This window comes from Collinsella sp. TF07-1, from assembly GCF_003437235.1.
Lineage (GTDB): Bacteria > Actinomycetota > Coriobacteriia > Coriobacteriales > Coriobacteriaceae > Collinsella.
In genome coordinates, this window is sequence record NZ_QSRV01000009.1 from 1 (window position 1) to 18177 (window position 18177).

Consider the following 18177-nt stretch of genomic DNA (forward strand, 5'->3'; position numbering starts at 1 on the left):
GTATACGGGTGCACCATCGACGTCTTCAATACAGAAAATATCAGTGCGGAATGTTCCGGAGGGAAGCCCCCGTCACGCCCCCGGATTCCCTGCGTTTACGGCCTTGAGGTCGGCGTGGGCGGAGGACTTGGTTGTTGGGAATACGTGTCCCGGTCGCTGTTTCGCGGCTTTGCCGCGAAAGGCGCGCCGCTTTGGGGCGAGTGGAGGATGTGGTTGTTGCAGTGGCTTGTCCCCTTCGCTGTTTCGCGCTTTGCGCGAAAGGCGCGCTACTTTGGGATGGGTGGGGAACGTGGTTGTTGTGGCAACTGATCCCCACCACAAATTACCCTCGGCATACTTGCGCGAACGATTGCTCGTGCTACACTTGCAAGTGCTGTTTCAGGGCGGGGTGGAATTCCCTACTGGCGGTAAATCGGGCGGTGCCAAAGGGGTGCCGCGGAGCAGGCGAGGCGTCTGCGACCGAGCCGATGAGTCCGCGACCCGAGCGTGTGTTGGTTCGCATACCGGCTGAACTGGTGAGATCCCAGTACCAACGGTTAGAGTCCGGATGAAAGAGGCAGGTGATCTTATGTCTGAACAGTCGCAGCATATCCATTTTGAGAACACGAATAGGTGGAGCACCAAACAGCTCGTTACCATGGCGCTGATGTGTGCCTTGGGCGCCCTGTTTATGTACGTGCAGCTGCCTATCCTTCCTTCGGCGCCGTTTTTGACGTATGACCCGTCGCTGGTGCCGGCGATGGTGTGCGGTTTTGCGTATGGTCCTGGCGCCGGTACTGCTGTTGCCGCTATGGCGATTGTTATCCATGCGCTTACCACGGGCGATTGGGTCGGCGCACTTATGAACCTGGTGGCTACGCTGGGCTACATTCTGCCCGCGGCTATCGTGTACCAGAAGATGCATACCTATAAGGGTGCCGTGATTGGCCTAGTGTTCGGTGTCATTGCCGCTACGGCGCTGTCTATGGTCGCTAACCTTACCATTGGCGTATGGTTCTGGTATGGCTCGGTCGATGTGATCGCCCCGCTCATGATTCCTGCCGTGCTGCCGTTCAACCTTATCAAGACCGTGCTTAACTCGGTATTGACGCTTGCAGTGTACAAGGCGGTCTCCAACCTCATCACGCCTAAAAAGGACCAGGTCAAAGGCCGCGCATGATTGAGTGTCGGGGCGTTTCCTTTAGCTATGACGGTGCCGTGTCGGCACTCGACGGTGTCGATCTGAACATCGAGGACGGGGAGTTTTTCTGCATCCTCGGTGGCAATGGGTCGGGCAAGTCGACGTTTGCCAAGCATCTGAATGCGCTGTTGCAGCCCGATGCGGGCACGGTACGCATCAACGGCATGGATGCGTCCGACCCCGAGCTGGTCTACGACATTCGTTCGACCGCGGGCATGGTATTCCAGAATCCCGACGACCAGCTGGTGGCAACGCTTGTCGAAGATGACGTTGCGTTCGGTCCCGAAAACCTTGGCGTGCCATCGGCGCAAATTGCGCAGCACGTACGCGAGGCGCTGAAGGGCGTGGGCCTGGTGGGCTTTGAGCGCCACGAGACCCATGCGCTCTCGGGTGGCCAAAAGCAACGCGTGGCGCTTGCTGGCGTGCTTGCCATGGAACCGCGCGTGCTCATCTTGGATGAGGCTTCCTCGATGCTCGATCCGCGTGGACGCAAGGGCCTCATGAAGGCTTGCCGCGCGTTGCATGATCGTGGCATGACCATCGTGATGATTACGCACTTTATGGAAGAGGCCGCCGAGGCCGATCGTGTCGCGGTGTTTCGGGTGGGGCGCGTTGCCATGCTCGGTACGCCCGAGGAAATCTTGACACGGGCGGACGAACTTGCGCAGTTCAACTTGGATATGCCGGCGTCGTGCTGCTTGGGCACGGCGCTTCGTGCGAAGGGCGTGCCCGTTCATGCGCAGGTGCGCGAGGTGGATATGGTCGCCGAGATTGCGCAGACATATGCCGACCGGAGTGGGGAAGACACCGCAGGGCGGCCTTCTGCATCCGATTCTCGTGTGCTCGACAACGCCTCCTCTGCAACCGACGGGACAGCCGCGTCGGAGCCCGTCATCGAGATTTCGCACCTCTCGCATAGTTACTCGCTGAGCGCCCGCGAGCGCCGCCGCTGGCATAAGCGCTCGGCCGTTGCGGGCAAATCGGGCAAACAGGCTCTCTGGGGAAACGACCCCAGCAGCCCGTGGGCGCTGCGCGATGTATCGCTGACGGTGTGTCGCGGCGAGTTCCTGGGCTTGGCAGGTCATACCGGTTCGGGTAAGTCGACGCTGGTCCAGCATCTCAACGGTTTGATTCGCCCCCAGGAGGGATTCGTTCGCGCGCTGGGGCTCGATCTGTCAAACAAGAAAGACGCCGCCGCGGTTAAGGCCAAGGTCGGCGTGGTGTTTCAATATCCCGAGCGTCAGCTGTTTGCCGAAACCGTGACGCAGGACGTGGCGTTTGGCCCGCACAACCTTGGCTTGCCGCAAGATGAAGTCGACCGTCGCGTCGAGTCGTCGCTCTCGCGCGTGGGCCTCGACCTTTCCACGGTCGGCGACAAGAGTCCCTTTGAGCTTTCGGGCGGTCAGCAACGGCGCGTGGCATTCGCCGGTGTGCTCGCCATGGAGCCCGAAGTCCTGGTGCTCGATGAACCCATGGCGGGGCTCGATCCGGCTGCGCGCAGGGATTTCCTTGAGCTTATCGATCGACTTCACCGCGATGGCCTGACCGTTGTCATGGTTTCGCATAGTATGGATGACCTGGCCAACTGCTGCGACCGCATCGTCGTGATGAACGAAGGCGCGGTGTTTGCCGAGGGAACCCCCGCGCAGGTGTTTGCACATGCCGATGAGCTCAAGTCGATCGGCTTGGGCGTTCCCGCCGCCCAGCGCATGGCGTTGGCGCTCGCGGAAGCGGGCGTGCCGCTGCGTTGCGGCGGGCTCTATACGGTTGAGTCGCTGGCCGATGAGCTGGCAGATTTGCTGATCGGTCGCTCAGACGGTCCTTCTAACGTCGCGGACATTGCTAAATCCAAGACGGTCGCGCGAGAGGAGGGCTGCTAATGGAGGCGTTTTCGTTTGGCAGCTACTATCCCGGCGATAGTGCAATCCACCGCCTGGACCCGCGAACTAAGTTGCTCTTGGGCTTTGTGTTTCTGATCACGACGCTCACGGTTGGCAGCTTCCGCGGACTGGTCCCGGTCGCAATCTTCGTTGTTCTGATCTATACCGTGTCTCGGGTGCCGGTTCGTCGCGTTCTGTCGTCGATGGCGCCGCTGCTGGCAATCGTCGTCGTGGTCGCGGTGCTCAACTTGTTTACCGATCAGAGTGGGCGCATCCTGTGGCAGCTCGGCTTTCTGCGGATAAGCGAGGGCTCGCTGCATTCCGCCGCTTTTATGACCTGCCGTCTGACCTTGATGATGGCCGGTATGAGCGCTATTACGCTCACCACACCGACGCTCGACCTCACCGCGGGCTTTGAGCGTCTGCTCGCACCGTTTGCGCGCGTGGGGCTTCCGGCGCATGAGCTCGGCATGATCATGGGCATCGCGTTGCGCTTTATGCCGCAGTTTGCCACCGAGATGAAGCAGACGGCGGACGCGCAGGCAAGCCGCGGTGCACGCGTAACGGGTGGCCCGCTCGGCGGCGTGCGTATGCTCGGCAGTGTGGCGATCCCACTGTTCACGGGCGTGTTCCGTCATGCCGAGACGCTGTCTGCCGCCATGGATGCACGCTGCTATCACGGCGAGCAGGGCCGCACGCGTCTGCATGCGCTTGCATTTCGCCGCGGGGATGCGCTGGCTGCGGTGGTGACGATGCTGCTGTTTGCGTGTGTCATCGTCGTCAACCTTCAACTTGTTTAGGCGCGATTCGAGCGCAAGAAAGGGGTCCCTATGACCGACAACGACCGCACAGCTCAGCTTGAGCGCGCCTGCTCGTATCTCAGGCGCATTCCGGCGTGGTATCTGGCCACGACCGATGTGGCCGACGGGCATCAGCCTCGCGTGAGGCCGTTTTCGTTTGCCATGGTCGATGAAGGTAAGCTGTGGTTTTGCACGTCGCGCGACAAGGATGTGTGGGCGGAGCTGAGTGCGAATCCCAAGTTTGAGCTCTCGGGCTGGAAGCCGGGGGAATGCTGGATCGTATTGACCGGCGAAGCCGCACTTGAGGACGACGCAGTTGCGAGCGACAAGGTGCGTCAAGCGGGTTTTAAGCACATGGTGGGCATCGGCGAGGAACACGAGAGTGCCAACGACGGCCGCCTTGCTTTCTTTTCGGTCCGCAACATTGCCGCGCGCTTCTGTGATATCGACGGCAGCGAGGAGCGCCTGGAGCTCTAGCGCGTCTCAAATTAACTACCCGTTTCGAATTAGCTAGCGCCAGGAGGACACATGGACGGATTGAATACGGTGTTGGAGTATCTGACGTCGGTGCCGGCATGGTATTTGGCGACGAGCGTTGACGGACAGCCTCATGTGCGTCCGTTTTCGTTTGCGCAGATCCAGGACGGCAAGCTGTGGTTTGTAACAGCGCGCACCAAAGATGTGTGGCAAGAGCTGCTGCAAAACCAGCGCTTTGAGGCCACGAGTTGGTGGCCGGGCCATGGCTGGCTCATCTTGCGCGGGCGTGCCGGCTTGGATGACCGGGCTTTAGGCGAAATGCGCGAAGCTGGGTGGAAGCATCTAGAGCGCCTGGGCGAGCACTATGAGGGGCCTAACGACCCCACGCTCGTCTTCTTTAGCGTCGAGGATCCCGAGGCTTTTATCTGCAATCACGACGAATGGGTGCCGGTCGAGCTCTAGCCAGCTGGCTCATCCTAACAACTTGGTTTTCGCATGGGCGGGCCCCGTATTGCTCGGCGCCGTTAGGAGCGCCGGTCAATACGGGGCCCGCTCCATTTGTCAATTCCTTCAAGCGAATGTGTCGGGAATGTTTCAATGCATGAATATGCAAGCCATTTACGTATTAATGCATCTTTTGGTGCTAAAGTTTCAACCCACTTCATAACGACCGCTGCGAAATGCGCATCGGTGCATAAATCGCAGACAAGGAGTCTGATATGTCTTTGAAGGTTGGAATCGTCGGCGCGGCTGGATATGCCGGAGCCGAGCTCATTCGCCTCGTCCTCGGTCATCCCGAGTTTGAACTTGCTGCCATTACGTCCAACGCCGATGCCGGCCAGCCGTTGTCTGCGGTGCACCCGAGCTTCACCGGCGTAAGCGATCTTGTCTTTACGACGCATGATGCCCCTGAGCTCAAGAACTGCGACGCGGTCTTTTTGGCCGTGCCGCACACGGCTGCCATGGCACAGGTGCCCGCGCTGCTTGCATCGGGCGTCTCCTGCTTTGATCTTTCGGCCGACTACCGTCTGAACGACGCGTCCGTTTTTGAGGCTTGGTATGCCGCCGAGCATACGAGCCCCGAGCTGCTCAAGACCCGTGCCTTCGGTCTGCCCGAGCTGTTCTGCCAGGACTTGGAGACCGCCGCATCCGACCATGCCGACGGCAAACCCGTGCTGGTCGCCTGCGCCGGTTGCTATCCCACCGCAACGAGCCTTGCCGCCGCGCCCGCCGTGCGCGCGGGCTGGGTGGCCGAGAACGGTCCCGTGATTGTCGATGCCATTAGCGGCGTGACGGGCGCCGGTAAGTCCTGCAACGCCCGCACCCATTTTTGCAGCGCCGACGAGAACTTGGAGGCCTACGGCGTGGGCAAGCATCGCCACACGCCCGAGATTGAGCAAATCCTTGGCCTGACCGATCGCGTCGTCTTTACCCCGCACCTGGCACCGCTCAAGCGCGGTCTGCTCTCCACGGTGACGCTGCCGCTCGCGCCGCAGGCTATCGATACCTTGACCCTTGAGGACGTTGTCGACCATTACAAGCAGTTCTACGCCGGTCGCACCTTTGTGCGCGTGCTCGATGCCGGCCAGCAGCCCAAGACGGCTTCGGTCGTCGGCACCAACGCTGCCCAGATTGGCCTCGCGCTCAACAAGCGCGCGGGCGTGCTGGTGGCGACGGGCGCCATCGACAATCTGTGCAAGGGCGCTGCGGGCCAAGCAGTCCAGTGCGCCAATATCGTCTTTGGCTTTGACGAGCGACGAGGCTTGCCCACAGTGGCGTGCCCGGTGTAGCACATTCGATTGTTAACGATTTGGTAGTCGGGCATCGAGTGGGGCGCCACTCTTAAGCTGGTTTCATGATCACGACTGGCATGGCGCACCAACCGATGTCCGTTTTTTTGTTTGACATAAGGAGTCATAAAGACGATGGATACCGAGCTGTTTGATATCAAGATTCGCGCCGTCGAGGGTGGCGTTACGGCTGCGGCTGGTTTTAAAGCTGCAGGCATCCACGCTGGGTTCCGCAAGAACCCCGAGCGTCTGGATTACGCGCTCGTCGTGCCCGATAAACCCTGTCCCGGTGCCGGCGTGTTTACCGCCAATCGCTTTTGCGCGGCGCCCGTGCAGGTGAGCCGTGCCAACCTGGGCGGTGCCGACAAGGGCTACGGTATCATCGCCGGTGTTTCGGTCAACTCTGGCAATGCCAACGCCGCCACGGGTGAGACCGGCCTTGCCTGCGCGCGCGAGACGTGCAGCATCGCATCGCAGGTCATCGGCTGCGAGCCCCAGCAGATTCTGGTTGCCTCCACGGGTGTGATTGGCCAGATTCTGCCGATCGACACGTTTGAGACCGCCATTCCTGCTGCCTACGAGGCGCTCTCCGCCCACGGTGGCGCCGATGCCGCTCGCGCCATCATGACGACCGACACGCACTCCAAGGAGTACGCCGTATCCTACGTCAGTGAGGCTGCGGGTCATGCGGGCAATGTCTATACGGTAGGCGGAATGTGCAAGGGCTCGGGCATGATCATGCCCAATATGGCCACCATGATCGCAGTTATCACCACCGATGCCCCCGTCGAGCCTGCGGCACTTCATGCCCTGCTGCTCTCGACCGTCAAGCAGACCTTTAACAAGGTAACGGTCGATTCCGACACCTCGACCAACGACACCTGCATCATGCTTGCCTCCGGCGCCGCTGCCGCAGATGCCGAGCCTATCGTCGAGGGCTCCGATGCCTTTGACGAGTTGGCATTTGCCGTGCACGAGGTGTGCGAGAGCCTGGCGCGCAATATCGCCGCCGATGGTGAGGGCGCATCCAAGCTTGTTACGGTCAACGTTACCGGCGCCGTGAACGACGAGGAGGCCGATATCGCCGCCCGCGCCGTTGCCAACTCGCCGCTCGTTAAGACCTGCATCGCCGGCCATGACTGCAATTGGGGCCGCGTTGCCATGGCGCTCGGTAAGTGCGGCGTGAAGTTTAATCAGGAAGACGTTTCCATCGACATGATGGGCATGCCTGTCTGTCGCGACGGTCTGACTGTTCCCTTTGACGAGGACGAGGCTCTACGACGTTTTGAGGCGCCCGAGATCGTGATCTCGGCCGACCTGGGCGCAGGCGACGCGGCAACGACCGTGTGGACCTGCGACCTCACGCATGAGTACATCTCCATCAACGGCGACTACCGTTCCTAGATTCCAGGCACGCTGCGCATCTTGCCGCGATTGCGGACAGCGGAGCACGGCGCGATAACGATACGAAAGACGAGGCAGATTATGAAATTCGCACGCGATTGTCGATCGAGCGAATCCAACGAAGCAACCGCGCAGCTGCTGTTCGAAGCGCTGCCGTGGATTAAGAACCTGACCGGCAAGACGGTTGTTATCAAATATGGCGGAGCCGCCATGGTCGACGAGCAGCTGCGCCGCGACGTGATGAGCGACATCGTCCTGCTCAAGATCATCGGTATGCGTCCCGTCATCGTGCATGGTGGCGGCAAGGCTATCAACGAGGCGCTGAGCCATTACGATATTCCCGTCGAGTTTAAGAACGGCCAGCGCGTGACCACGCCGGCGACCATGGATATCGTGCGCGAGGTACTGGGCGGCAAGGTCAACCAGGAGCTGGTTGCTGCCATCAACCACCACGGCAACCTGGCCGTGGGCGTGTCGGGCAGCGATGCCGGCACGCTCATCGCCGAGCCTCTCGACCCCGAGCTCGGTCGAGTGGGCAAAGTGACACACGTTAACACCGACTATATCGAGCGCTTACTCGATAGCGAGTACATCCCCGTCATCGCTACCGTCGCGGCGGGGGAGGACGGCGGTTTCTTCAACATCAACGCCGATACCGCCGCCGGTGCCGTTGCGGCGGCGCTCCATGCGCACAAAGCGATTTTCTTGACCGATGTCGACGGTCTGTACAAGGACTTTGGCGACAAGGATTCGCTTATCTCCAACCTGACGCTCGACGAGGTCAATGAGATGCTCTACGGCGGCGAGGTCGATAAGGGCATGATTCCCAAGCTGCGCGCGGCCGTCGATGCGCTTGCCGGCGGCGTATTTCGTGCCCACATCATCAACGGCACCACGCCGCATTCGCTGCTGCTGGAGCTGCTGACCGATGCCGGCGTCGGCACCGTGATCCATTCCACCGAGACGGCCTACGAGTTCGATACGCATCCGCATCCGCTTTCGACGTTTGCTGCGCGTCTGACCGAGAACCTCGACGAGGTCGAGAAGCTTCAGACGGTCTAGCTGACCCGCAGCCGCCCCATTCCTGCACCCATAGGCCTGCGCCGTTCGGCGCTCAACGAAAGGCATCCCATGTCACTTGCAGCTCAGCAATCGCTTGAATCCAATTACGTTATGCATACCTTTGGCCGCTCTCCGGTCGAGTTTGTCGAGGGTCACGGCATGAAGCTCACCGGCGACGATGGCCGTGAGTACCTCGACTTTCTTGCCGGCATCGGCGTGTGCAGCCTAGGTCATGGCGACCCGGCTGTGCTCTCGGCGCTCGAGGCACAGACCAAAAAACTCATGCATGTCTCCAATTACTTCTACATTGAACAGCGCGGACAGGTCGCGGCGCTGCTGTCCAAGCTTGCCAACGACGACGTAGATGGTGCGCGCGTGCTTGCCGATGCCATTGCCGCCGGCGATGAGACCACGGCAGCTGCTCTTGGTGCCCCGGCTGCGGATGAGCAGGTTTGGGAGACCTTCTTTGCCAACTCCGGCGCCGAGGCCAATGAGGGCTCGATGAAGCTTGCGCGCCTGTACGCCAAGCGTGCCGGTAACGGCGGCAACACTATCGTGTGCATGCGCGGCGGCTTCCACGGCCGTACGCTCGAGACCATTGCCGCCACCATGCAGGATTGGCTGCAGGATAGTTTCCGCCCGCTGCCGGGTGGCTTTGTGGCCTGTACGCCCAACGATATCAATGAACTGCGTGCGATCTTTAAGCAGCTGGGGAGCGAAATTTGTGCCGTGATGCTCGAGCCGATCCAGGGTGAGAGTGGCGTGCACCCCATGACCGAGGAGTTTATGGCGGCAGCGCGCGACCTGGCACACGAAGTGGGCGCCGTGCTTATCGCCGACGAGGTCCAGTGCGGCATCTTCCGCTCCGGCAAGCCGTTTGCATTCCAAACCTATGGCGTGGAACCCGACATCATGAGCCTTGCCAAGGGCATTGCTGATGGCGTGCCCATGGGTGCCGTCGTGGCAAAGAAGGAGATTGCCGACGTGTTTAAGCCGGGCGACCACGGCTCGACCTTTGGCGGTAGCTGCTTGGCCATCGCGGCGTGTGCCGCGACGCTCTCCGCACTCGTGCGCGGCGATTATGCCGACCACGCTGCCAAGGTAGGCGCCTATATGGAGGCAAAGCTCGCCAAGCTGCCGAACGTGACCGAGGTGCGTGGCCGCGGCTTGATGCTCGGCTGCGATCTGGACGATACTGTGGGTGATGCACACGACGTTGTGGCCCGTGCATTGGGGGCTGGTGCCGTGATTAACGCTACGGGTGCCCATACGCTGCGTTTCCTGCCGCCGCTCGTGTGCGAAGAGGCCGACGTGGACAGCCTAATCGAGATCCTGGCGGGTGTCTTGGGCTAACGCGGCACAATAACTCAATTTGGACCGGGTTCCGGACTGCGGACGTGCCCTATGTGGCATGATTCAGCGGTCCGGAACCCGTTTTGCCACAAATCTGCAATGGCCAGGAGAGCCTTTGGACAAAAAATGCCAAATGTGAGTACTGTCACCAGCTGAATCTCATATGAAACCGACTATCTAGGATTAGTTAGACCACACATGTTCAGTTATGTTAATGGGGAAACAGCTAGCAAAGGCTTCAAATCGCTGATTCAGGGCTAGATTTACCCAGCGAAACCCAAAAATCGCTGCTACAAAATTAGTAACAGTACTCATTTTTGCCATTTTTTGGCCACGGCCTTTGTGGCGGACGTGCTGGCGGGTTCGAATCCCATGCGCTGGGCCCAAAAAAGAAAGGCCCCCATAGCTGGGAGCCTATCAAATCAGTGGTGGGCGATGAGGGATTCGAACCCCCAGCCTTGTGCGTGTAAAGCACCTGCGCTAACCGTTGCGCCAATCGCCCGTGCGGAGAGAGTATAGCAAAACAATCGCCTCATTCATCTCATATCCATTAAAGGTAACCGTCGCGTGTCACAGCGGAGCTGATTCAGTTGAGATTGCCTGAACATTCCGCCCCTCTTTACGCCCTCGGGTATACTCAAAAGCTACTGATTCGATTTGATGCCCAGCAACAGCAGAGGGGATAGTATATGTGCGGTTTTGTCGGTTTTGTCGGTGGGACGGATAACCAATCCGAGGTGCTCACCAAGATGATGGACCGCATCGTCCATCGCGGTCCCGACATGGGCGGTCAGTTTATCGACGGCCGCGTTGCCCTGGGCTTCCGCCGCTTGTCGATCCTCGACCTGACCGAGGCCGGCGCTCAGCCCATGGCCAATGAGGACGGCAGCGTCGTTATCGTCTTCAACGGCGAGATCTACAACTTCCAAGAACTCCGTTCCGAGCTCGAGGCCAAGGGCTATAAGTTCCACTGCGGCGCCGACACCGAGAGCCTCCTGCACGGCTATGAGGAGTGGGGCGAGGCAGTACTTGATCGCTTGCGCGGTATGTACGCCTTCGTCATCTGGGACAAGAAGAAGAACAAGCTTTTTGGCGCCCGCGATATCTTTGGCATCAAGCCGCTCTACTACTATCCCATGGCCGATGCGGGCGACGGCGCTCCGGGCGTGCTCTTCGGTTCCGAGATCAAGAGCTTCCTGGACTACCCGCACTTCCACAAGGCGGTCAACAAAAAGGCCCTGCGTCCGTACATGACGCTGCAGTATTCGGCAACCGAGGAGACCTTCTTCGAGGGTGTCTACAAGCTGCCGCCGGCGCATTACTTTACCGTAGACATCCCGACCGGCAAGATGAACATCGAGCGCTATTGGGATTGCGATTACTCTGCCGTCGAGAAGCCGTTCGAGGAGTACGTCGACGAGCTGGATGAGGTCGTGCACGAGAGCGTCGAGGCCCATCGCATCGCCGACGTCAAGGTCGCGTCGTTCCTCTCCGGCGGCGTCGACTCCAGCTACATCGCCGCTTGCCTCATGCCCGACAAGACCTTCTCGGTGGGCTTCGATTACAAGAATTTCAACGAGACTAACTACGCCAAGGAACTTTCTGACAAGCTCGGCGTCGAGAATGTCCGCAAGATGATTACCGCCGACGAGTTCTTCGGTGCGCTCGAGGACATCCAGTATCACATGGACGAGCCGCAGTCCAACCTGTCTTCCGTGCCGCTGTGGTTCTTGGCCGAGATGGCCCGCAAGGACGTCACCGTCGTGCTTTCGGGCGAAGGCGCCGACGAGCTCTTTGGCGGCTACGCCTACTACGAGGACACGGTTCCGGTCCGCAAGTACAAAAAGATGGTGCCGCTGCCCATCCGTCGCGCGCTCGGTAACCTGGCGTTGCATATGCCGTACTTCAAGGGACATAACTTCCTGGTCAAGGGTGCCGAGATCCCTGAGAAGTCGTTCCTGGGACAGGCTCTGGTTTGGCCGGAGCGCGAGGTCGACGGCGTGCTCAAGCCCGAGTACAACACCGGCGATGGCGCCTTCGAGCTTGCCGCCCCCATCTATGCGCGCGTGAAGGGTCAGCCCGAGCTGGTCAAGAAGCAGTACCTGGACATGAACATGTGGCTTCCGGGCGACATTCTGCTCAAGGCCGACAAGATGTGCATGGCGCACTCGCTGGAGCTGCGCGTGCCCTTCCTGGACCGCAAAGTCATGGAGTTCGCCGAGCACATTCCCGACCGCTACCGCATCAACGAGAACGGCAACAAACAGGTACTCCGCCACGCTGCCAACAAGTCGCTGCCCGATGAGTGGGCCACCCGTCCCAAGGTGGGCTTCCCGGTGCCGATTGTCTACTGGCTGCGCGAGCAAAAGTGGTACGACTATGTCAAGGAGTACTTCACCGCGCCGTGGGCAAGCGAGTTCTTCGATACCGACGAGCTCATGCACCTGCTCGATCTGCACTTTGCGGGCAAGGGCGATTTCCAGCGCAAGATCTATACGCCGCTCGTGTTCCTGGTGTGGTACAAGCGCTTCTTTATCGACGAGGACCAGCCCGCTGTTCAGGCTGCCTAGCCTCGGCTTACGAACGCCTGCGCGTAACGGCTCCTCCGGGAGCCGTTTTTGCGTGGGTGCGTTTCAGTTACTATAAAAACCGTCCCTGCCAAATGGCTGAGAAAGGTGAAAGATGCACCATTCGGATTCCGCGACCGTGACCACGGTCGATACGCTTGCCAAGCTTCTCGATGTGTGCGGTAAGCTGCGCGCATCAGAGCAGGTTGACGAGCGTGCCGTGACCGGCTGCTCGTTTGATTCGCGCGCGGTCTCGGCAGGTGACGTGTTCTTTTGCAAAGGTGCTGCCTTTAAGCCCGCGTTTTTGAGCATGGCGCTCGATGCGGGCGCCGTCGCATTTGTGTGCGAGGAGTCGCTGGTCGAGTCTCTGGAGCCGCTGGCGCAGGAGAGCGGTGCTGCGATGCTGGTTGTTGATAGCGTTCGCACGGCCATGGCCCTGTTGCCGCCGGAGGTCTACGACCGTCCCGACCACGATGTCAAGATCGTGGGCATCACCGGTACCAAGGGAAAGACCACGGCCGCTTTTATGCTTCAGTCCATCATCAAGGCAGCGGGCGAGTCCTGCGGCATGATCGGCTCGGTGAGTACCGACGATGGCATCGAGTGCTACGAGAGCACCAATACTACGCCCGAGGCCCCCGAGGTCTGGCGCCATATCGCCAACTGCCGCACGTCAGGTCGCCAGTCCATGGTCATGGAGGTCTCGAGCCAAGCGCTCAAGTACCAGCGCGTCGAGAACCTGCCGTTTGACGTGGCGTGCTTCCTCAACATCGGGCGTGATCACATTTCACCGATCGAGCACCCGACCTTCGAGGATTATTTTGAGAGCAAGCTCAGGATCTTTGATCAGGCTAAGACCGCCGTGGTGAATCTGGGCACCGCTGAAGTCGAACGCGTGCTGGAGGCCGCGTCGACGGCCGAGCGCTTGGTGACCGTTGGCGTCGAGCATCCCGAGGCGAGCCTGTGGGCAAGCGATGTCCGCATGGTTGGCTTTAACATCGAGTTTAACCTGCACGGCATGAGCGCCGACGAGCCCGAGGCGGGGGAGAAGGTCCTGCTGGGTATCGCGGGAGACTTTAACGTGGAGAACGCGCTGGTCGCTATCGCCGCCGCGCGCGAGATTGGCATCGGTATCGATGCCATCAAGAAGGGCCTCTCCAAGCTGCGTGTGCCGGGTCGCATGGAGGTCGTGGAGTCGAAGGATGGCCGCGTGATTTGCGTTGTGGACTACGCGCACAACCAGCTTTCATTCCGTTCGCTGTTCTCGTCGGTCAAACGTGCGTTTCCTGCCAGCCCCGTCATTGCGCTGTTTGGCGCCGCCGGCGGCAAGGCCCAGGAGCGCCGCGAGCAATTGCCGCGCGAGGCCGCACCATATTCCGACCTGATGATCTTTGCCAACGAGGACCCGGCTCACGAGGACCCGATGAAGGTCTGTCGCGAGCTTGCCGAACATGTTCCCGACGATACGCCGAACAGGATCATCCTCGATCGCGAAGCCGCTGTGCATGCGGCGTTCAAGGCGGCGCGCGAGGAGTACGTTAACCCCGATGCCCCCACCATTGTCTTGCTGCTGGCAAAGGGTGACGAGGAACTCATGCACGTGGGCGACGAGTTCGTGCCCATCGAGAGCGATCTTTCGTTGGCCAATCGCCTGATCGATGTTACCCAGTTTGACTAATGAACCATGATGGCGGCGGCGCCCTGAGCGCGCTGCCGTTGCAAGCGCGTTCCCCCTCAAGCGAGGCGCGCCGCCTAAGACCAGAAGCCCCTTCTACGTAATGGAGTGACCATGTCCCACAATACCCTGCCGACCGTCGCTGAGCTTTCGGGCGAGATGCGCGAGCGCCTTGCCAAGGTTAAGTACGTCTTTACCGACCTGGACGCCACCATGCTCGCGCCCGGCTCGTGCGTGCTGCGCGACAACGACGGCAATCCCTCGACCAAGCTCGTCGAGGCTGTCGTGGCACTTGCCCGCGCCGGCATCCAGGTGGTCCCCACCTCGGGCCGCAACCGCACCATGATCCACGAGGATGCGCGCGTGCTCGGCCTCAACTCCTACATCGGTGAGATGGGCGGCCTGGTCATGTATGATCTCAAGGCCAACGATTGGGAGTATCTGACCGGCGATATGCCCTACGACCCCGCCTGCGGCCTCACGCCGCATCAGGTGATCGAGCAGACCGGCGTGTGCGAGAAGATTCTCGCCCGCTGGCCGCATAAGATCGAGTACCACAATGACATGTCGACTGGCTACAAGTACCGCGAGGTCACCGTCGGCATGCGCGGCGATGTGCCCGACGACGAGGTCCAGGCCATCCTGGACGAGGCCGGCTGCGGCCTGGTCTGGGCCTGTAACGGTCACCTGACGCATCTGTCCAAGCCGACGACGCTCGAGCTCGAACGCGTCGAGGATGGCCGCGCGTTTAACATCAATCCCTCCGGCCTCAACAAGGGCGTTGCCATCGCACGTTTCTGCGAGCACCTGGGTATCGAGCGCGAGGAGACGCTGGCACTCGGCGATTCCGAGTCTGACTTCTACATGGCTGACCACGTGGGCACGTTCTGTCTGGTCGAGAATGGCCTGACGAGCGCCGGCGCGCCCGAGTTCCTGGCTGCTTGCGAGAACGCTTTCGTTACGCGCGGCAAAATTGTCGACGGTTGGGCGGCGACGGCAGAGCTGCTGGTCGCGGCGCGTTCGTAGCGCGGCGTCGCCGCACTTGGATATGTCTTTTCGAGAGAGACTGGTGAGGTAATGTCCGATATCGAGAATCCGGCAGGCGACACGCGCCCGATCGGTGTGTTCGATTCTGGCCTGGGCGGTCTGACGGTTGCGCGCGCCATCGCGACGGCGCTGCCGCACGAGTCCGTCTACTACTTCGGCGACACCAAACGCTGCCCCTACGGCACGCGCACCGAGGATGAGGTGCGCTCGTTTGCGTTGCAGGCGGGCCGTTGGCTGTCGAAGCACGACGTCAAGATTATGGTCATCGCCTGCAACACGGCGACAGCTGCGGCCTTGCGTCTGGCCCAGCAGGTGCTCGACGTTCCCGTGATCGGCGTGATCGCGCCGGGTGCCCGTGCGGCAATCAACAGCACCCGTTCGCGTCGCGTGGGCGTGCTCGCCACCAACCTCACCATTCGCTCGGGCGCCTACACGCGCGCCATTCAGGATCTAGATGCCGGCGTCGATGTATACGGTTGTCCTGCCTCGAGCTTTGTCGAGGTTGTCGAACACGAGCTCGCCTCGGGTGCACATCTGCAGGAACAGTGGCTTGAGAACGAGGACATCTTCGATACGCCTGCCGTGCGTGCGCTGGTGGGTGCCACGGTTGAGCCGCTGCGCGACCACGGTATCGATACCGTGGTGCTCGGCTGTACGCATTTTCCGCTGTTGGTGGGACCTATCCGACATGCGCTGGGGCCTGGGGTGCGCGTCGTGAGTTCCGCCGAGGAGACCACGCGCGAGCTGACCGACATCCTTACGCGCCGCGAGCAGCTGGCGGGCGTCGCCGCCGAGCCGCAGCATCGTTTTGCCACGACGGCCGATAACATTGCCGAGTTTGCGGTGGCGGGCAGCTTTATCTTTGGTCAGCCGCTCAAGAGCATCGAACATATCGATATCGACGAACTGAAATAGATATAAGGTCACCGACCAAAGGCTCACCTTCACCTTTTGCCGAAAGGATATTTCTATGGAGTACATGCAGGTCAACCGCGCCAACGGCCGCGCCGCCAACGAGTTGCGCCCCGTTAAGCTCACCCGTGGCGTCATGAAGCACGCCCACGGCTCGTGTTTGGCCGAGTTTGGCGACACGCGCGTGTTGTGCGCCGCCACTATCGAGGAGGGCGTGCCGGGCTGGCGAAAGGGAGCTAAGGCCGGCTGGGTGACCGCGGAATACTCCATGCTGCCGACGTCGACTGGCAAGCGCTGCAAGCGCGAGCATGCCAACCGCAAGGGTCGCTCCATGGAGATCGAGCGCCTCATTGGCCGCAGCCTGCGTACCGTCGTCAACATGAAAGCGCTCGGCGAGTACACCGTCACCGTCGACTGCGATGTGATTCAGGCCGATGGCGGTACGCGTACGGCGAGCATTACCGGCGCCTGGGTGGCGCTGCACGACGCCCTCGCCATGTGGGTCGAGGCGGGCAAGATCGAGCGCATCCCGCTTACCGGCCAGGTGGCTGCCATCTCCATGGGCGTTGTCGACGGCAACACCCTGCTCGACCTGGATTATTCTGAGGACAGTCACGCCGAGGTCGACATGAATCTTGTCGCCACCGATACCGGTGAGATGATTGAGCTCCAGGGCACTGGCGAGCAGGCTCCCTTCGACCGCAAGCGCCTCAATGCCCTGCTCGATTTGGGCGACAAGGGTATTGCCGAGCTCATCGAGCTTCAGCGCCAGGCCCTCGCCTAACCTGCCAAAAGGGGACAGGTTTATTTTGGTAGGTTTTATCTGGGAAAACGTCGAAGTATAAGACTGCCGTTGATTGAGAGGGGGAGAGAGGCCGAGGTCCTCGTCGTCCTCAACACGGCATTGCTATAGAGACAAGGAGGCCAGCTATGGCACTTGAGAAGATTGACATCGACACCCTCGACCCGGCGGCGACCATCGTCGTGGCAACCGGCAACGCCCATAAGCTCACCGAGATTGAGGCCATTTTGGGCAAGGTCATGCCCGAGGTACGCTTTGTGGCGCTCGGTCAGCTGGGCGATTTTGAGGACCCCGAGGAAAACGGCACGACGTTTTTGGAGAACGCCATCATCAAGGCGCAGGCTGCGGTCGAGGAGACGGGGCTCATGGCCATTGCCGACGATTCGGGCCTGGTCGTTGACGCGCTGGACGGTGAGCCCGGTGTGTATAGCGCGCGCTACGCGGGCGTTCACGGCGACGATGCCGCCAACAATGCCAAGCTGCTCGTTAACCTGGAAGGTGTGGCCGACGAGGACCGCACTGCGCGCTTTATGAGCGTCGTTGCGCTTATCGACACGGACGGTTTGGTCACCTATGGTGAGGGCGCCTGCGAGGGCGTTATCGCACATGAGGGCCGCGGCGATCACGGCTTTGGCTACGACCCGCTGTTCCTGCCGGTCGACACGCCGGGCAAGACCATGGCTGAGCTGACGGCGGACGAGAAGAACGCCATCAGCCATCGTTTCCACGCGCTCGAGCATCTGTCCGCCAAACTGACGGGTGAGGAGTAGACCGTGCGTGCGGTGGTGCAGCGCGTGCTCAACGCCGGCGTGACGGTCGACGGCGAGTGCGTGGGTCGCATTGGGCGCGGCTACCTGGTGCTGCTGGGTGTGGGCCATGGCGATACGCGTGCCGAGGCCGACAAGCTGTGGGGCAAGCTCCGCGGGCTGCGTATCAACGAGGACGAGAACGGCAAGACCAACCTGGCACTTGCCGATGTCGACGGCGAGGTACTCGTGGTGTCGCAGTTCACGCTGTTCGCCGACTGCCGCCACGGCCGCCGTCCGTCGTTTACGGATGCCGGCGCCCCCGATGTCGCCAACGAGCTCTACGAGTACTTCCTGACGCTCGTTCGCCAAGATGTCGAACACGTGGCGCACGGCATCTTTGGCGCCGATATGAAAGTCGATCTCGTCAACGACGGCCCATTCACCATCGTCCTCGATACCGATGGTCTATAAGTAGTCAA

16 protein-coding genes, 1 tRNA gene and 1 riboswitch are annotated in these 18177 nt (G+C 60.9%); of the genes, 16 read left to right on the forward strand and 1 reads right to left on the reverse strand.

Annotated elements, in window-relative coordinates; genetic code table 11:
- Nucleotides 1-370 precede the first annotated feature (370 nt).
- Nucleotides 371-563: riboswitch (FMN riboswitch) on the forward strand.
- A gap of 5 nt (nucleotides 564-568) precedes the next feature.
- The 9 genes from DXC67_RS04905 to DXC67_RS04945 all read left to right on the forward strand — a co-directional run bounded on the left by DXC67_RS04905 (nucleotide 569) and on the right by DXC67_RS04945 (nucleotide 9946).
- Nucleotides 569-1159 carry an ECF transporter S component gene (locus DXC67_RS04905; RefSeq protein ID WP_117563816.1) on the forward strand — a complete coding sequence of 197 codons (591 nt, stop codon included), beginning with the start codon at nucleotides 569-571 and terminating at the stop codon, nucleotides 1157-1159.
- A complete protein-coding gene (locus DXC67_RS04910; RefSeq protein WP_117637579.1) occupies nucleotides 1156-3060 on the forward strand; it encodes an energy-coupling factor transporter ATPase in 1905 nt (634 codons plus the stop codon). The genes DXC67_RS04905 and DXC67_RS04910 overlap by 4 nt, the downstream gene beginning before the upstream one ends.
- Nucleotides 3060-3860, forward strand: coding sequence for an energy-coupling factor transporter transmembrane protein EcfT (locus DXC67_RS04915; RefSeq protein ID WP_117637580.1), 801 nt, complete (start codon nucleotides 3060-3062; stop codon nucleotides 3858-3860). The genes DXC67_RS04910 and DXC67_RS04915 overlap by 1 nt, the downstream gene beginning before the upstream one ends.
- A gap of 30 nt (nucleotides 3861-3890) precedes the next feature.
- Entirely contained in the window at nucleotides 3891-4337 is a 447-nt protein-coding gene (locus tag DXC67_RS04920) for a pyridoxamine 5'-phosphate oxidase family protein (protein WP_117637581.1), read from the forward strand.
- A 51-nt stretch (nucleotides 4338-4388) separates the two neighbouring features.
- Nucleotides 4389-4799 carry a pyridoxamine 5'-phosphate oxidase family protein gene (locus DXC67_RS04925; protein ID WP_117637582.1) on the forward strand — a complete coding sequence of 137 codons (411 nt, stop codon included), beginning with the start codon at nucleotides 4389-4391 and terminating at the stop codon, nucleotides 4797-4799.
- A gap of 257 nt (nucleotides 4800-5056) precedes the next feature.
- The gene (gene argC, locus DXC67_RS04930) at nucleotides 5057-6127 is read left to right on the forward strand and encodes an N-acetyl-gamma-glutamyl-phosphate reductase (protein WP_117637583.1); all 1071 of its coding nucleotides are present in this window, start codon (nucleotides 5057-5059) and stop codon (nucleotides 6125-6127) included.
- A 135-nt stretch (nucleotides 6128-6262) separates the two neighbouring features.
- On the forward strand, nucleotides 6263-7531 hold the full coding sequence (argJ, locus tag DXC67_RS04935) for a bifunctional glutamate N-acetyltransferase/amino-acid acetyltransferase ArgJ (protein WP_199410614.1): 1269 nt from the start codon (nucleotides 6263-6265) through the stop codon (nucleotides 7529-7531).
- A gap of 81 nt (nucleotides 7532-7612) precedes the next feature.
- Complete coding sequence (gene argB / locus DXC67_RS04940) at nucleotides 7613-8593, forward strand: acetylglutamate kinase (protein WP_117637585.1); 981 nt, start codon at nucleotides 7613-7615, stop codon at nucleotides 8591-8593.
- A 69-nt stretch (nucleotides 8594-8662) separates the two neighbouring features.
- The gene (locus tag DXC67_RS04945) at nucleotides 8663-9946 is read left to right on the forward strand and encodes an aminotransferase class III-fold pyridoxal phosphate-dependent enzyme (protein WP_117637586.1); all 1284 of its coding nucleotides are present in this window, start codon (nucleotides 8663-8665) and stop codon (nucleotides 9944-9946) included.
- Nucleotides 9947-10372: 426 nt separating this feature from the next.
- On the opposite strand, the gene DXC67_RS04950 is transcribed toward DXC67_RS04945, so the two are convergent.
- Nucleotides 10373-10448 (reverse strand) — tRNA-Val (locus DXC67_RS04950).
- A 187-nt stretch (nucleotides 10449-10635) separates the two neighbouring features.
- Here DXC67_RS04950 and asnB point away from each other — a divergent pair.
- The 7 genes from asnB to dtd all read left to right on the forward strand — a co-directional run bounded on the left by asnB (nucleotide 10636) and on the right by dtd (nucleotide 18169).
- Complete coding sequence (gene asnB / locus DXC67_RS04955) at nucleotides 10636-12516, forward strand: asparagine synthase (glutamine-hydrolyzing) (RefSeq protein ID WP_117563808.1); 1881 nt, start codon at nucleotides 10636-10638, stop codon at nucleotides 12514-12516.
- A 112-nt stretch (nucleotides 12517-12628) separates the two neighbouring features.
- Nucleotides 12629-14191, forward strand: a complete 1563-nt coding sequence (locus tag DXC67_RS04960; protein WP_117637587.1) for a Mur ligase family protein — start codon at nucleotides 12629-12631, stop codon at nucleotides 14189-14191.
- Nucleotides 14192-14302: 111 nt separating this feature from the next.
- On the forward strand, nucleotides 14303-15214 hold the full coding sequence (locus DXC67_RS04965; RefSeq protein WP_117637588.1) for an HAD family hydrolase: 912 nt from the start codon (nucleotides 14303-14305) through the stop codon (nucleotides 15212-15214).
- Between the two features lie 51 nt (nucleotides 15215-15265).
- Entirely contained in the window at nucleotides 15266-16150 is an 885-nt protein-coding gene (gene murI, locus DXC67_RS04970; RefSeq protein WP_117637589.1) for a glutamate racemase, read from the forward strand.
- A 55-nt stretch (nucleotides 16151-16205) separates the two neighbouring features.
- Nucleotides 16206-16931, forward strand: coding sequence for a ribonuclease PH (rph, locus tag DXC67_RS04975; RefSeq protein WP_117637590.1), 726 nt, complete (start codon nucleotides 16206-16208; stop codon nucleotides 16929-16931).
- 146 nt (nucleotides 16932-17077) lie between these two features.
- Nucleotides 17078-17719, forward strand: a complete 642-nt coding sequence (rdgB, locus tag DXC67_RS04980; protein WP_022094898.1) for an RdgB/HAM1 family non-canonical purine NTP pyrophosphatase — start codon at nucleotides 17078-17080, stop codon at nucleotides 17717-17719.
- Between the two features lie 3 nt (nucleotides 17720-17722).
- The gene (dtd, locus tag DXC67_RS04985) at nucleotides 17723-18169 is read left to right on the forward strand and encodes a D-aminoacyl-tRNA deacylase (RefSeq protein WP_117637591.1); all 447 of its coding nucleotides are present in this window, start codon (nucleotides 17723-17725) and stop codon (nucleotides 18167-18169) included.
- Nucleotides 18170-18177: the final 8 nt, after the last annotated feature.

Excerpts from the sequence above, each read along its gene's own strand:
- DXC67_RS04905 (WP_117563816.1), top strand. The coding sequence starts at position 569 with ATGTCTGAACAGTCGCAGCATATCCATTTTGAGAACACGAATAGGTGG.
- DXC67_RS04910 (WP_117637579.1), top strand. The coding sequence starts at position 1,156 with ATGATTGAGTGTCGGGGCGTTTCCTTTAGCTATGACGGTGCCGTGTCG.
- DXC67_RS04915 (WP_117637580.1), top strand. The coding sequence starts at position 3,060 with ATGGAGGCGTTTTCGTTTGGCAGCTACTATCCCGGCGATAGTGCAATC.
- DXC67_RS04920 (WP_117637581.1), top strand. The coding sequence starts at position 3,891 with ATGACCGACAACGACCGCACAGCTCAGCTTGAGCGCGCCTGCTCGTAT.
- DXC67_RS04925 (WP_117637582.1), top strand. The coding sequence starts at position 4,389 with ATGGACGGATTGAATACGGTGTTGGAGTATCTGACGTCGGTGCCGGCA.
- argC (WP_117637583.1), top strand. The coding sequence starts at position 5,057 with ATGTCTTTGAAGGTTGGAATCGTCGGCGCGGCTGGATATGCCGGAGCC.
- argJ (WP_199410614.1), top strand. The coding sequence starts at position 6,263 with ATGGATACCGAGCTGTTTGATATCAAGATTCGCGCCGTCGAGGGTGGC.
- argB (WP_117637585.1), top strand. The coding sequence starts at position 7,613 with ATGAAATTCGCACGCGATTGTCGATCGAGCGAATCCAACGAAGCAACC.
- DXC67_RS04945 (WP_117637586.1), top strand. The coding sequence starts at position 8,663 with ATGTCACTTGCAGCTCAGCAATCGCTTGAATCCAATTACGTTATGCAT.
- asnB (WP_117563808.1), top strand. The coding sequence starts at position 10,636 with ATGTGCGGTTTTGTCGGTTTTGTCGGTGGGACGGATAACCAATCCGAG.
- DXC67_RS04960 (WP_117637587.1), top strand. The coding sequence starts at position 12,629 with ATGCACCATTCGGATTCCGCGACCGTGACCACGGTCGATACGCTTGCC.
- DXC67_RS04965 (WP_117637588.1), top strand. The coding sequence starts at position 14,303 with ATGTCCCACAATACCCTGCCGACCGTCGCTGAGCTTTCGGGCGAGATG.
- murI (WP_117637589.1), top strand. The coding sequence starts at position 15,266 with ATGTCCGATATCGAGAATCCGGCAGGCGACACGCGCCCGATCGGTGTG.
- rph (WP_117637590.1), top strand. The coding sequence starts at position 16,206 with ATGGAGTACATGCAGGTCAACCGCGCCAACGGCCGCGCCGCCAACGAG.
- rdgB (WP_022094898.1), top strand. The coding sequence starts at position 17,078 with ATGGCACTTGAGAAGATTGACATCGACACCCTCGACCCGGCGGCGACC.